The organism is Bradyrhizobium sp. NAS80.1 (assembly GCF_001908205.1).
GTDB lineage: Bacteria > Pseudomonadota > Alphaproteobacteria > Rhizobiales > Xanthobacteraceae > Bradyrhizobium.
Genome location: NZ_LGHL01000064.1, coordinates 1 through 13,984, shown reverse-complemented (window position 1 = coordinate 13,984; position 13,984 = coordinate 1). Strand labels below are relative to the sequence as shown.

Below are 13,984 nucleotides of genomic sequence, written 5' to 3'. Positions count from 1 at the left end.
AGCGTCGTCACGCCGCGCATCCAGCGGCTGGAGACCGTTCCACCCCAGGTGACGCCGCCGGATCTCGGCGAGGCGTTGCCGGTGCGCAGCCTGCATCTCAATGAATCGCCGTTTCCGCCGGCTCCGGCCGTAGTCGAGGCGATGCAACGCGCGGCCGCTGGCCTGAACCGGTATCCGGACCATGACGGCAGAGACCTGATCGCGCAACTCGCGCGGCGTACCGGCGCGCCAGCCGATCACATCGTGATCGGCTCCGGCTCCAACGAATTGCTTTACGCCAGCGCCGACATCTCCCTCGACCAGGGGGATGAGGCGGTGGCGCCGGTGCCGGGCTTCCCGACCTACGCCAAGACCATCACCATGCGCGGCGCGACCCATGTCGGCGTCGCGGTGCGTGCCGATGGCGTCGTCGATATCGAGGCGACGCTGAAGGCGGTGACGCCGAAGACCCGCCTGGTGTTCGTGGCCTCGCCGCACAACCCGACCGGCGGCCTGCTCGGCGTCCCCGAGATCGAGCAACTCGTGCGTGAGCTGCCGGATCACGTGCTGCTGCATTTCGACGAGGCCTATTACGAATTCGGCCGGCATGCCGACGGGCCGGAGAGCCTGCCGCTGTTGGCTCGGCGGCGCGGTCCGTGGATCGCGACGCGCAGCTTCTCAAAAGCCTATGGCCTCGCAGGCGCCCGTGTCGGCTACGGCATCACCAACTCGCGGGAGCTTGCGGATGCCTACCGCAAGATCCGCATCAACTTCAGCGTCAATGCGGTGGCTCTCGCTGCCGCCCGTGCCGCGCTCGACCAGACGAGCCATCTCGCCGAACTGCTCGACCACACCGCGACGGAGCGCGTGCGCCTTGCGGAAGGGCTGACGGTTCTCGGCTTCCAGCCGTTGCCGAGCGCGGCCAACTTTGTCACCGTGGTGACGCCGCGGCCGGCGGCAGCGATCGCGCAGCAGCTGCGGGCGAAGAATATTTTCGTGCTGCCGTTCCCCTGGCCGCAGACGCCTGGCGCGCTGCGCATCACCGTCGGCACGCGGCAGGACACCGATGCGTTCCTCGCCGCGATCCGCGACGTGATGGTGGCGTGATGACGGCGCTTCCGGCCACGTTGCGGGCGCTGGTCGGAGACGGCGGCGTGCTCGATGAGGCCGGGGATCTCGCCGGCTATCGCGGCGACTTCGCACTGCAGACCGATGGTCCTCTGCTTGCCGTGGTGCGGCCGCGTTCCACGGCGGAGGTCGCAGCGGTGGTGCGGGCGTGCTGCGATGCCGGCATCGCGCTGACGCCGCGCGGTGGCGGCACCGGCCTTGCTGGCGGCGCCGCGCCGGCAGCCGATCGCCCAAGCGTCGTGATCTCGTTCGAACGGATGCGCGCCATCCGCCATGTCGACACGGTCGGCGATGTCATGGTGATGGAGGCGGGCTGCAGCCTGCATGAGGCGCGCGAGGCGGCGGCGAGGGCCGGCCGGCTGCTCGGCCTCGACCATGGCGGCCTCTCCAGCCAGATCGGCGGCAATCTTGCGACCAATGCCGGCGGCAACAACGTGCTGCGCTATGGTATGGCGCGCGAGCAGGTGCTCGGGCTCGAGGTGGTGTTGGCGGACGGCGAGGTGCTCAGCCAGCTGTCGCCGCTGCGCAAGAACAACGCCGGCTACGATCTACGACAGCTCTTCCTCGGCGCCGAGGGCACGCTCGGGCTGATAACCGCCGCGGCGCTGAAGTTACGGCCGGCGCCGGCGGTGCGCGCCACCGCGTGCCTCGGACTGCCCACGCTCGATGCTGTGCTCGACCTGTTCGTGCGGGCGCGCGCCGCGCTCGGCGAGGCGATCAGCGCCTTCGAGGTGCTGCCGCGCGCGGGGCTGGAATTGCACTTCGCTCATGTTGGCCGTGCACGCGAGCCGTTTGCCACGGTGACGCCGTGGGCAGTGCTGCTGGAGGCCGACAGCGCCAGCCCCTATTTCGATCTTTCACGCGCGGTCGATGAGCTGTTCACCGCGACGCTCGAGGATGGTGTCGTAATCGACGGCACGGTCGCGGCCTCCGAGGCGCAGCGTCAGGCGTTGTGGGCGCTGCGCGAGGGCATCGCTCATGCCATGATCGAGACGCCGGGCAGCCTGAAGAGCGATTCGGCGGTACCGGTGGCGGCGATCGGCGCTTTCGTCGCGGAGGCGACACGGGCAGTGGAGGCTGTGGTGCCCGGCTGCCGGCCGGTGCCGTTCGGCCATGTCGGCGACGGCAACATCCATTTCAATGTGCTGCCGCCGCCCGGCATGACCGGCGAGGCGTTCAAGGCGCGTTGGGGCGAGGTGACGGAGGCGATCGAGACGGTCGCTCTTGGTCTCGGTGGCACCGTCAGCGCCGAGCATGGCATCGGCGCCATCAAGCGGATGGCGTTGCGCCGCATGCGTTCGGCCACGGAGGTCGACTCGATGCAGCGGCTGAAGGCGGCGTTCGATCCGCGGGGGCTGCTGAATCCGGGGAAAATTCTGTAGTCGATCCGAGATCGGCGGCGAACTCGCGTGGCGCGCCGAGACCCGGTGATCCAGCTTTAAAGGCTCACACTACGGTCCGTGGAAGCTGGATGCGCGGGGCGAGCCCGCGCGTGACGCAGAAAATGCTGAGCCGCCATCATGATGCTGGCGGCATGGCTCACTCACCCGAACGCGATTTCGACCACGAACAGGTCCGCCGTGCCTTGCGGCGTGACGGTGAGGGTGGTGACGTCGTTGATTTCGAGGGCGTCCTTGGGGGCGAGCGTGACGGTCTGCGACCCGGTCGCGAGTTCGACACTGCCGCCGATGGCGACAAGAACGGCGATCTCTCCGCTCAGGGCGAGCTTTGTCGATGCGGCAAGGCTGAGCCGCTGCACCCGATGATGACAGCGACTGCGGCGGGTCATGACGTTGAGGTCGTCGATCGGCCCATCCACCAGCGTGCTGTCGACGGCGACGTCGCCGGGAAAGGCAAACGGTGCGGTCTGCCGATCGAGCGTGACTTCCCGCTCGGGCAGCTTCAGCGTCAGGCCGTGGCCTTCGATCACGCTCAGCGTGCGATCGATGCCGGGAAACAGCGAGAACGGTCCCGGCGCGCCGACATGGGCCATGCTGAGGCGCCAGTCGAAGGTGTCGAACGACGCGCCGGCGGGCGAGACCACCATCTCGATGGTCTCGCCGCCGCCGTTCTTCCAGGGCATCCGCCGGTAGGCGGCTGCGCGAAGGATCCGCATCAGCCGACGCTCGGCAGCTTGAGGCCGTGCTCTTTGGCGCAGTCGATCGCGATGTCGTAGCCGGCGTCGGCATGGCGCATCACGCCCGAGGCGGGGTCGTTCCACAGCACGCGCTCGAGGCGCTTGCCGGCCTCCGGCGTGCCGTCGGCGACGATCACCATGCCGGCATGCTGCGAGTAGCCGATGCCGACACCGCCGCCGTGGTGCAGCGACACCCAGGTGGCGCCGCTGGCGCAGTTGATTAGCGCGTTGAGCAGCGGCCAGTCGGACACCGCGTCCGAGCCGTCCTTCATCGCCTCGGTCTCGCGGTTCGGGCTTGCGACCGAGCCGGAGTCGAGATGATCGCGGCCGATCACGATCGGCGCCTTCAGCTCGCCACGGGCGACCATCTCGTTGAACGCCATGCCGATGCGGTGACGGTCGCCGAGGCCGACCCAGCAGATGCGCGCCGGCAGGCCCTGGAACTTGATGCGCTCGCGCGCCATGTCGAGCCAGTTATGCAGGTGCTTGTTGTCGGGCAGCAGCTCCTTCACCTTGGCATCGGTCTTGTAGATATCCTCCGGATCACCCGACAGCGCCGCCCAGCGGAATGGGCCGATGCCGCGGCAGAACAGCGGGCGGATATAGGCCGGCACGAAGCCCGGGAAATCGAAGGCGTTCGCGAGGCCCTCTTCCTTCGCCATCTGGCGGATGTTGTTGCCGTAGTCGAGGGTCGGCACGCCCATCTTATGGAAGTCGAGCATCGCCTGCACATGCTCGACCATCGAGCGCCGCGATGCCGCGTTCACCGCCTTCGGATCGGTCTCGCGCTTGGCTTCCCATTCCGCCAGCGTCCAGCCCTTCGGCAGGTAGCCGTTGACCGGGTCGTGCGCCGAGGTCTGGTCGGTGACAACATCCGGCTTGACGCCGAGGCGTACCAACTCCGGGAAGATCTCCGCGGCGTTGCCGAGCAGGCCGACCGAGACCGGCTTGTTCTCCTTGCAGGCCTTTTCGATGATGGCGAGGGCGTCCTTGAGGTCCCTGGCCTGCACGTCGAGATAGCCGGTGCGCAGGCGCATCTCGATGCGGCTCGGCTGGCACTCGATGGCGAGGCACGAGGCGCCGGCCATGGTCGCGGCCAGCGGCTGCGCGCCACCCATGCCGCCGAGCCCCGCGGTCAGGATCCATTTGCCGGCGAGGCTGCCGCCATAGTGCTGGCGGCCGACCTCGACAAAGGTCTCGTAGGTGCCCTGCACGATGCCCTGCGAGCCGATGTAGATCCACGAGCCGGCCGTCATCTGGCCGTACATCATCAGGCCCTTGCGATCGAGCTCATGGAAGTGGTCCCAGTTACCCCAGTGCGGCACCAAATTGGAGTTTGCGATCAGCACGCGCGGCGCGTCGCGGTGGGTGCGGAACACGGCCACCGGTTTGCCCGACTGCACGATCAGGGTCTCGTCCTCTTCGAGATCGCGCAGCGAGGCGACGATGCGGTCGAAGCTCTCCCAGGTGCGGGCGGCGCGGCCGATGCCGCCATACACCACCAACTCGCCCGGCTTTTCTGCGACATCGGGATCGAGGTTGTTCATCAGCATGCGCAGCGGCGCCTCGGTCAGCCAGCTCTTGGCCGTTCGCTCGGTGCCGTGCGCCGCACGGATGATGCGGGTGTTGTCGATGCGGGTCATAGGGGTCTCCTCGGTGAAACGATCAGTCAGGTCGCCTGCCGCGCGAAGCGCAGGCAGGAATTCAGGATGGCGGTCAGCGCCTCGCGCATCGGCCGCGCGTAGGCCGGGTCATAGGCGGTGGGCCATTCGCCCTCACCGACAGGGCCGAGCGTCTCCGGCATATAGCCGCGGCAGGCGAGCTCCATCTGGATGGTGTGCACGCCGCTTTTCGGATCGCCGTGGCGGCGGGTGATCCAGCCACCGGTGAAGCGGCCGTTGGTGACGCGGTTGAACTTGGTGGCGTCGCAATGGGCTTCGACCGCGGCGGTCAGCGCCGGATCGCAGCTCGCGCCGGAATTGGTGCCGATGTTGAAGTTAGGCAATTCGCCCTCGAACAGGCGCGGGATCACCGAGCGGATCGAGTGGCAGTCGTAGATCACGACGGTCGGATGGATCTGGCGCAGCCGCGCGATCTCCTGCTCGATGGCCGCGTGATACGGATCGAAATAGCGCGCCCGGCGCTCCGGCACTTCCGCCGGATCGAGTTCGGCGCCAGCCTTGTACAGCGGCTCACCGTCGAAGGTAGTGGTGGGACAGAGTTCGGTGGTCGCCTGGCCGGGATAGAGCGAGACGCCGGTGGGGTTGCGGTTCACGTCGATCACGGTACGCGAGATCGCGGTGTGGATCGTGGTGGCGCCGAGGTCGGCGGCGAAGTCATAGAGCTTGTCGATCCACCAGTCAGCGTCTTTCCGTGCGAGCCAGGGCGACACCAGTCGGCGGTCGTACTCGGCCGGAATCTCGGTGCCGGTGTGCGGAAACGAAACGATCAGCGGCGCGTCGCCGCGGCGCACTGTCAGCCAGGATGTCATGCTCCCCTCCAGATTCGCTGATGCAACGGGTTGAACCCGATGCGGTAGACCAGCTCGGCCGGGCGCTCGATGTCCCAGATCGCAAGGTCGCACCATTTGCCGGCCTCCAGCGAGCCGATGTCCGATAGCCGGCCGAGCGCGCGGGCCGCCTCGCGGGTGACGCCCGCGACCAGTTCGTCCACGGTGAGGCGGAATAGCGTCGCACCCATGTTCATGGTCAGCAGCAGCGAGGTGATCGGCGAGGTGCCGGGATTGCTGTCGGTGGCGATCGCAATCTTCACGCCATGCTTGCGGAATGCGTCAACCGGCGGCAGCTGCTTTTCGCGCAGCACGTAGAACGCGCCGGGCAGCAGCACCGCCACGGTGCCGGCTTTTGCCATCGCCGCCGCGCCGTTCTCGTCTGTGTATTCCAGGTGGTCGGCTGACAGCGCGCCATGCTCAGCGGCGAGCCGCGCGCCATGCAGGTTGGAGAGCTGGTCGGCATGCAGTTTGATCGGCAGGCCGGCCGCCTTGGCGGCAACGAACACCCGCGCGGTCTGCTCCGGCGAGAACGCAATGCCCTCGCAGAAGGCGTCGACTGCGTCCGCGAGCTTCTCGCGGCTGATCGCAGGCAGCATGGCGCAGACCTGCGCGATGAACTGATCCTTGTCGGTCGTTTCCGGCGGCATCGCATGGGCGCCGAGGAACGTGGTCAGCACGTCCACCTTGCGCTCGCGGCCCAGCCGGCGCGCTGCGCGCAGCAGGCGGATCTCGCTGTCCTGGTCGAGGCCGTAGCCCGACTTGACTTCAATGGTGGTGACGCCTTCGGCGCACAGGTGGTCGAGCCGCGGCAGCGCGGTCTTGACAAGGTCGTCCTCGCTCGCGGCCCGCGTCGCCTTCACGGTGGAGACGATGCCGCCGCCGGCGCGGGCGATTTCCTCATAGCTTGCGCCGGCCAGGCGCAGCTCGAATTCATGGGCGCGGTTGCCGCCATAGACGAGGTGGGTGTGGCAGTCGACAAGGCCCGGGGTGACCCATCGGCCGTCGAGCTTCACGGTCTCCGTCGCGCTCCAGCCGCTGGGTAGGTCGGCCTGCAAGCCGACATAGGCGATGCGACCGTCCTTGGCGGCGATCGCGCCGCGCTCGATGATGCCGAGCCCGGCCGCAGCCGGGTTGACGGTGACCAGCCGCGCATCCAGCCAAATCTTGTCGTACCGCATGTCTCCCTCGCAGGATGTTTCGCCGCACGGCTCCGCCATGGGCGCTTAATTGTCTATACATAATTGCCGACCGCGACCTAATTGTCTATACATAAGATGTCAGCAAGCATGGAGGCCGACCGAATGACACGATCTCAGACCCCTGCCGCGGCGGGCGCAGAGGATTTCGGGGCGGCCCGCACCCTTGTGTTCGACCACGCCTTTCTGCCGGACGGTTGGGCGCGCGATGTGCGTGTCACGGTTCAGGGCGGGGTGATCTCGAACGTCGCGCCCGATGCCGCCGGCACGGGCGGCGAACGGGTCAAGGGCATCGCGATTCCGGGACTTCCCAACCTGCATTGCCATACGTTCCAGCGCGGCATGGCCGGCCTTGCCGAGCGGCGCGGCCCCAGCGACGACAGCTTCTGGACCTGGCGCGACGTGATGTACCGCTTCCTCGGCCGCCTTACGCCGGAAGATGTCGAGGCGATCGCAGCCTATGCCTATGCTGAGATGCAGGAGCGTGGTTTCACCGCGGTCGGCGAATTCCACTACATCCACCACGGCGCCGACGGCACGCCCTATGCGGACCTCGCAGAAATGGCGGCGCGCATCGTCGCGGCGGCCAGCGGCACCGGTATCGGCCTCACCCTGCTGCCGGCGTTCTATGCTTATGGTGGTTTCGGCGCCGCGCCTGCGGTGCCGGGCCAGCGCCGTTTCCTCAACGATCCCGATCGCTTCCTGAAGCTGGTGGAGGCGACGCGTGCGGCTGCGGCGCGGCTGCCTTCGACCGCGGTCGGCATCGCACCACATTCGCTGCGCGCGGTGACGCCCGAAACCCTCGCCGAAGTAGTGAAGGCGACGCCGCAGGGTCCGATCCATATCCACATCGCCGAGCAGGTGAAGGAGGTCGAGGACTGCCTCGCCTGGTCCGGGGCGCGGCCGGTGGCCTGGCTCTACGACCACATGCCGGTTGACGCACGCTGGTGCCTGATCCATGCCACCCACATGACGGGGGATGAGACACGGCGGCTGGCGGCGTCGGGGGCGGTGGCCGGGCTGTGCCCGATCACCGAGGCGTCGCTCGGCGACGGCATCTTCAACGGCCCAGACTACCTCGCCGCCGGCGGCCGGCTCGGTGTCGGCTCGGATTCCAACATCGAGATCGACGCGGCTGGCGAACTCCGGCTGCTCGAATACAGCCAGCGGCTCGGCCGCCGCGGCCGTAACCTCATGACCACCGAGGCCGGCGAATCCACCGGTCACCGCCTGTTCACCGCAGCGCTTGCCGGCGGCGCGCAGGCGCTCGGCCGGCCGATCGGCGCGCTCGCTGCCGGCCAGCGTGCCGACATCGTGGTGCTGGATTCCGAACACACCAGCTTCTCCACAGTCGCTCGTGAGCACTGGCTGGATTCCTGGATCTTCGTGCCGGGCCGCCCGGCGGTCGACAGCGTGTTCACCGGCGGCGTCAAGGTGGTGGAGGGCGGCCGTCACCTGCAGCGCGACGCTATCGCGGCGCGCTATCGCGTAACGCTGGAGAAGTTACTTGGGAGGCTGCTCGATGCCTGATCGGCGCACGCCACGGCCGCGACAGACCGGCGTGGCGCGCTATGCGGAGATCCAGCACGCGCTGGAGACCGCGATCGTTTCCGGCGACTGGCCGCCGGGGACACGGGTGCCCTCGGAGCAGGAACTGCTCGAGCGCTACCGCTGCTCGCGCATGACGGTGAACAAGGCGCTGAGCGCGCTCGCCGCCTCCGGGCTGATCGTGCGTCGCCGCCGCTCCGGCAGCTTCGTGGCGCAGCCCAGCGCCGAGAGGAATGTGCTGCAGATCCATGACACCGAGGCGGAGATCCAGCGCGAAGGCAAGGCCTACCGCATCGCTCTGGTCGACCGCCGCGAACGCAAGGCGACCAAGCGCGACACTGCCCGCCTCGATGTCGAGGCCGGCGCGCGGATCCTGGCGCTGACCAGCATTCATTTCGCCGACGACAAGCCCGTGGTGGTCGAGAATCGCCTGATCAATCTCGAAGCGGTGCCGTCCGCGGCGGTGGTCGATTTCACCGAGATCTCGCCGGGCAACTGGCTGTTGAAGAAGGTGCCGTGGAGCGAGGCCGAGCATCACATCCGCGCGGTGAATGCCTCCGAAGAGGTCGCGCGGCACCTCGATATCGCCAAGGGCGACGCCTGCCTCGTGGTTGACCGCCGCACCCGCTACGGCGGGCACATCATCACCCATGTGACGCTGTCCTACCCCGGCAGTAGCTACCAGCTCGTCGCACGGTTCAGCCCCGCGCCGGTGTGAGCGAACGCGCTTGGCGCGTGCGGACCATCGTTGGTGTGTGGCGCTTCCAGCTCATTCTGCGTCATGCGCGGGTGAGAGTCGGCGTGCGGGATCCACTTGGCCATACAACCAGATCGGCATACGCCTTACGTTGCGCAACGTGTACCGTCGATATCTGTAAGCGTATCCCAGCTGGCTCGACCCTGTACGCTTCGTCGGAGAGCGTCGCGTTCTGAACGCGGGGGGAATTGGCCAATGTCGCCAATGGGTGATCGGAAGAAGGGGTAGGGCCATCGCGCGTCTTAGACGCGCGATGGCGATTGCGGCCCGGCCTATCGGGCGTCAGGCATCCAGTTGCCGTGAAAGCCTTGCGGAACGCGCCGTGGCAATTGGATGCGCGCCACGGGCTTTGCCTCGATCTTCTGCGCATCGAGAATCATCAGATCGCTTGTGCCGCGCGTGAGGTCACAGACGAATCCGATCAGCCAGCCATGATCCTCGCCCCGCGCGCCCTCGCCCGGAATATAGGTGAACTCGCTCGGCAAGCCGGTTCTGAAATCATGAGCCGTGCTGCGACCGGAGCTGAGTTCGTATTTGCGGACGGTCGTGTACTGTTCGGAGGCAAGGTCGGGCGGTAGAGTTTTGGCAGAATCATCGGGCCCTTGTCGGTCGCAAGCACGTCGGTCTCATTCTTCCTCGGCTCGCGCTGGTCAATGTTTCCGGACCGGCAGCTTCTTCGTTCGCGCGGTCTTGGTGAGCGCGAGGAAGGCCCTGATCTCAGCAAACGACAAGCCCGCGCGCCTGTAGCGCGCGGGCGGCGGCGACAGTCATTTTCCTGTTCTGAAGATCAGGATCTGTGCGGGCAGACCATCGTCAGATTGAGCAGCGTCGGCGCCTTGTCCTCGCCATTGCGATACTCCCACTCCAGCCGGATCTCGTGCCGGTGCGCGTAGGCATCGCTTGCCGCGTGGGTGATGATCTTCGTCTTCATCGGGATCGGGGGCTCGGAATTGAAGCATTTCCGGACGCAGGCATCGAGCAGGTCGCATCGCGTCAGAGGAATGACGCCGGGCTCATCCTTGGACAATGGGACCGTGTTCGGCTGGGTGCTGAGGTCGACGCGGGCCCGGCCCTTCTCCTTATGCCAATACTTGGCGCTTCCCTGCGGCCACTTCGATGCCGGGTTCAAAATCAGGTGGTATTGGCCGTATTCCAAAGTTGGCAGGTCGATGTCGTCGGACGCCTTGAGCTTAGCGACGCTCTTTTTCATATTCGTCAAAGGATAGTAATTGCTGTTCATTAAGTCTCGAAATGCCTTGCCGCTATATACCAGTCCGGCCATCGCCTCTTTCCTCGATATGTCTGTTTGTCAAAACCTGTAGCGGCCGAAAATACGAGTCACGCTGCGGCCGATCACGCGATTTGTAGTGCGCAGTCACGCTACCACTTAGGACTGTACTTCGTCCAGAGTGCCACCATCCTGTAGCATCGTGTATGTCGCAAGCCCGATTGCCATGCGCTTTCCTATAGGTATTGTTGGATCGAACGCCTCACGGGCGTTCGAGCGGGACTGCCGAGGCAGTCGTTGAAGGCGCTGGAATGCATTGCTTCGCGTGTCAGTCGGCGATTGGTCCGGGCGACAGCTGGTGCTCCAAATGCGGGGCGGCGGTCCGCGAGCGCGTCGATCCCGATAGCGAACGACGTTTTGTGACGATTCTTCGCGCTGACGTCGTCGATTCCACGGGTCTTGTTGCTGAGCTGGAGCCTGAGGAGGCGGTGCTGCGCCTAGAGCCGGCTCTTGCGGCGATGAGAGGCGCGGTACGCCAGTTCGGTGGCATCGTCAGCAAGGAGTTGGGTGACGGGTTGGCCGCGGTGTTTGGCGCTCCGATTGCCGATGACAACCATGCTCCGCTCGCCTGCCATGCCGCCATCGAGCTTGTTCGGCGCGTCACAGGCTTAGGCGATCCCAGGCTTCAGGTCCGGGTCGGCCTCCATTCCGGGCACGTCGTCGCCTACATGGTCTCCAGCGAATTTTCCAAAGTCTACGAGATCGGCGGGGCTGCCCAGCATCTGGCCGCACGGCTGGAGGCGGCGGCCGAGGCGAATCAGATCTACGTGTCCGAGGCCTGCCAAGAGCTCGCGGACGGACATGTCCGCTTCGAATTCCTGGGCCGCAAAGCATTCCGTGGTTTTGGCGAACCCCTGCCCGTGTATCGGGTCATGGGCGCGAGCGACCTTTCCAGTTGGCGGGTCCGACGCGCGCGTAGTGTTTCCCGTTTCGTAGATCGCACGACGGAACGGGCGCTGCTATGGCGCGCTGCGGAAAGGGTCAGTGCCGGCCGGCAGACGGTTCTGCTGATGGGCGACGCCGGCATTGGAAAATCACGGCTTGCGCATGAGTTCGCACAGGATCTCCGGGCGAGTGGTTGGCGGCTGATCGACGCCGAGTGCAGTCCGAACCTCCAGGGTGCACCATATAGCACACTCAAGCGCCTGTTGCTTTCAATCCTCGATGCGGCTGCGAGGGATCCGGTCAGGGCGGGCGATCTCATTGGCGAGCTGCCGGTGGTGCAGCAGCGGGCCGTCGATGCGGTACTGGACCTGCCGATTTCAGATTCGCAATGGGACGAACTGGAGCCTCACGCGCGCGGTCGCGCTATTTCAGATGCAAGCTGCGCGATCGTCGAGAGCGTGGTTCGTCGCCAGCGTACCATCCTTCTGATCGAGGACCTGCACTGGATCGATCGGGCCAGCGATACGGTTGTGGCCGCCCTCGCGGGACTGCAGCGTCCCGATCTGCTGGTGCTGCTAACAACCCGGCCTAATGGAATGCCGGTGTGGATCGCACGCTGCCACGCGGAAATCGTGGCGATGCGGCCCCTAGACGACGATTCGGGACTGGCCATGCTCGCGGAAATGCTTGGCCCCGCCACGACGAACGCGGACCTGAAAAATCGGATCGTCGCTCATACGGCCAACGTTCCGCTGTTCATCGAGGAAGTCTGCCGCAGTCTGAAAGACAGCGGCACGCTTCTCGGTCAGTGGGGTGACCTGTCCCTCGCGCGTCCGATTGACGAACTCGGCATCCCCAGCAGCATTCAGGGGGTGATCGCGGCGCGGCTGGATCGCGTGTCGCGGCAGGAGCGGTCGCTTCTTCAGATCGCTGCGGCGCTTGGACCTCGAGCAAACCAGGCCATGCTGCGGAAAGTGGCGGACCTCCCGGAAGACGTCCTGCAGGATTGTCTCACCGCGCTGGATCGGGCGGAGCTGCTGGTCAGGATCGATAGTGAATTGGAAGACTCGCTCGAATTTCGGCACGAGATGGTCAGGCAAGTGACCTACGATTCGATGGTCGAAAAGGTACGCGAAGGCGTACATGCGGGTATTCTCGCGGCTCTCGAGAATGATCAAGCATGGGCCGACGGCCCGGACGCGCTCTGCTATCACGCGACACGAGCGAAGAACTGGCAAAAGGCCTTTCGTCACGGCAGAAACGCTGCTCGAAAATGTCTGGTTCGCTCAGCCTATGCCGATGCGGTCGACTATTTCGAGATTGCGATGGGGTCGCTTGACAAGACCCCAATGACGCATTCGCGGGAAACCGATGCCATCGATCTCCGAATGGAGGCTCGCTTGGCCTTTGCGGGATCCGGGCGTGTCGCCGAAGCCTTTGACTTAGGAAGAGAAGCCGAACGGCGAGCCGATGCGATTAACGACATCGGCCGCAAGGTCGCGGCGATGACCATGAGAGCGGGGGCGCAGAATTTCTATGGAACGCCCGCCGAAGCTGTCTCGATCGGCCAAGAGGTCGTGCATCTGGCGGAAACCTCGGGTAATCCAGGCTGGCGCAATCTTGCGGAATATGGTCTCGGGCAGGCCTATTTTCTCGCCGGTCGCTACCACGGCGCTGAAGAGATGTTGGCCACGGCCCGCGCCCATCTCGCTGGCCCGGCAGCGAGTGCACCGATCGGCACCACCCCACGATCTTTGCTGTTGCTCTGCTGCATGATGAACAGCATCACCCACACCGTCATGGGTGAGCTCGACGCCGCCGAACAGCTCCAGCGAGAGGCCGCCGCGATCGCAGAGGAGACCAACCGTCCCTACGACCGCGTTGCAGCCGCCTATAGCGGCGGTTGGCTGAAGTTGGGCCGCAACGAGCCGGCGGCGGCCGCGGCCATTCTCGAGGACGGTTTCGTGCTGGCGCAGAAGCACGGCATCCGGCTGTTCGTGCCGGTGCTCGCCTGCCATCTCGGCATCGCCTATCTGGAGCAGGGGCTATTCGACCGTGCGCGCGGCATGCTGGCCGAGGCGCGCGAGGAGGCGAAGGCGGTCGGCTATACCTCGGCGGTGCTGCGCAGCTCGATCTACCTTGCGCTCGCCACCAGCCGCCTTGGTGACGTTCAGGCCGCGCATAACATCCTGCGCGAGGCGCGCAACACCGCCCGCCAGCAGGGGTTTTCGGGCCTCGAGGCCGAGGCCCTGCTCGGCGAGGCCGTTGTGACGCCGGCCTCTGGTGCGGAGAACAAGACGGCCATTCTCGCCGCCCTGCGAGCCAGCATCGCGATCGCCTCCGAGAGCGGTGCGCTGCCGCTTCAGCGCAGGGCCGAGGCGATGTTGACCGGGATGCTCGCCCAAGGCGATGGGCTCACCTGACACTTGTCGTACCGATTTTTTTTGCCCGACGGGTGAATTTAGTTTCGCAGGCAAAGCAATGACTTAGGAGGTCGCCTCTACTTTGCATGGGGTTGTTTTCGACATTTTTGAAGGGCCGCCTCCAGGCGGCC

General features: G+C 66.0%; 10 protein-coding genes and 1 pseudogene. 5 read left to right on the top strand and 6 right to left on the bottom strand.

Annotated features, from left to right (window positions below; translation table 11 throughout):
• Positions 1-81 precede the first annotated feature (81 nt).
• Together AC629_RS16120 and AC629_RS16115 are read left to right on the top strand one after the other, a co-directional pair.
• Positions 82-1,086, top strand: a complete 1,005-nt coding sequence (locus AC629_RS16120; RefSeq protein WP_502693017.1) for a pyridoxal phosphate-dependent aminotransferase — start codon at positions 82-84, stop codon at positions 1,084-1,086.
• Positions 1,086-2,489: an FAD-binding oxidoreductase gene (locus tag AC629_RS16115; protein ID WP_084805797.1), complete on the top strand. Its 1,404-nt coding sequence runs from the start codon at positions 1,086-1,088 to the stop codon at positions 2,487-2,489. The genes AC629_RS16120 and AC629_RS16115 overlap by 1 nt, the downstream gene beginning before the upstream one ends.
• 161 nt (positions 2,490-2,650) lie before the next feature.
• On the opposite strand, the gene AC629_RS16110 is transcribed toward AC629_RS16115, so the two are convergent.
• Genes AC629_RS16110 through hutI form a run of 4 tightly spaced genes read right to left on the bottom strand, consistent with a single transcriptional unit; the run spans position 2,651 to position 6,934 of the window.
• Positions 2,651-3,223 carry a HutD/Ves family protein gene (locus AC629_RS16110; RefSeq protein WP_084805796.1) on the bottom strand — a complete coding sequence of 191 codons (573 nt, stop codon included), beginning with the start codon at positions 3,221-3,223 and terminating at the stop codon, positions 2,651-2,653.
• Positions 3,223-4,887 (bottom strand): urocanate hydratase, encoded by a 1,665-nt coding sequence (gene hutU / locus AC629_RS16105; RefSeq protein WP_084805794.1) that lies wholly within the window; start codon positions 4,885-4,887, stop codon positions 3,223-3,225. The genes AC629_RS16110 and hutU overlap by 1 nt, the downstream gene beginning before the upstream one ends.
• Before the next feature lie 26 nt (positions 4,888-4,913).
• A complete protein-coding gene (gene hutG, locus AC629_RS16100) occupies positions 4,914-5,735 on the bottom strand; it encodes an N-formylglutamate deformylase (protein ID WP_084805792.1) in 822 nt (273 codons plus the stop codon).
• Positions 5,732-6,934 carry an imidazolonepropionase gene (hutI, locus tag AC629_RS16095; protein WP_084805907.1) on the bottom strand — a complete coding sequence of 401 codons (1,203 nt, stop codon included), beginning with the start codon at positions 6,932-6,934 and terminating at the stop codon, positions 5,732-5,734. The genes hutG and hutI overlap by 4 nt, the downstream gene beginning before the upstream one ends.
• A gap of 123 nt (positions 6,935-7,057) precedes the next feature.
• Here hutI and AC629_RS16090 point away from each other — a divergent pair, with 123 nt between their 5' ends.
• Positions 7,058-8,482 (top strand): formimidoylglutamate deiminase, encoded by a 1,425-nt coding sequence (locus AC629_RS16090; protein ID WP_084805905.1) that lies wholly within the window; start codon positions 7,058-7,060, stop codon positions 8,480-8,482.
• Entirely contained in the window at positions 8,475-9,218 is a 744-nt protein-coding gene (gene hutC, locus AC629_RS16085; protein WP_084805790.1) for a histidine utilization transcriptional repressor HutC, read from the top strand. Before AC629_RS16090 ends, hutC begins: the two co-directional genes overlap by 8 nt.
• A gap of 311 nt (positions 9,219-9,529) precedes the next feature.
• Here the strand turns inward: hutC and AC629_RS16080 are convergent.
• Positions 9,530-9,799 (bottom strand): annotated as a pseudogene (locus tag AC629_RS16080) (carotenoid oxygenase family protein); the annotation flags it as partial.
• A gap of 245 nt (positions 9,800-10,044) precedes the next feature.
• Positions 10,045-10,539, bottom strand: coding sequence for a hypothetical protein (locus AC629_RS16075; RefSeq protein WP_084805786.1), 495 nt, complete (start codon positions 10,537-10,539; stop codon positions 10,045-10,047).
• Between the two features lie 257 nt (positions 10,540-10,796).
• Between AC629_RS16075 and AC629_RS16070 the strand changes: the two genes are divergently transcribed.
• Positions 10,797-13,853 (top strand): ATP-binding protein, encoded by a 3,057-nt coding sequence (locus AC629_RS16070; protein ID WP_084805784.1) that lies wholly within the window; start codon positions 10,797-10,799, stop codon positions 13,851-13,853.
• The last annotated feature ends 131 nt before the right edge of the window (positions 13,854-13,984 follow it).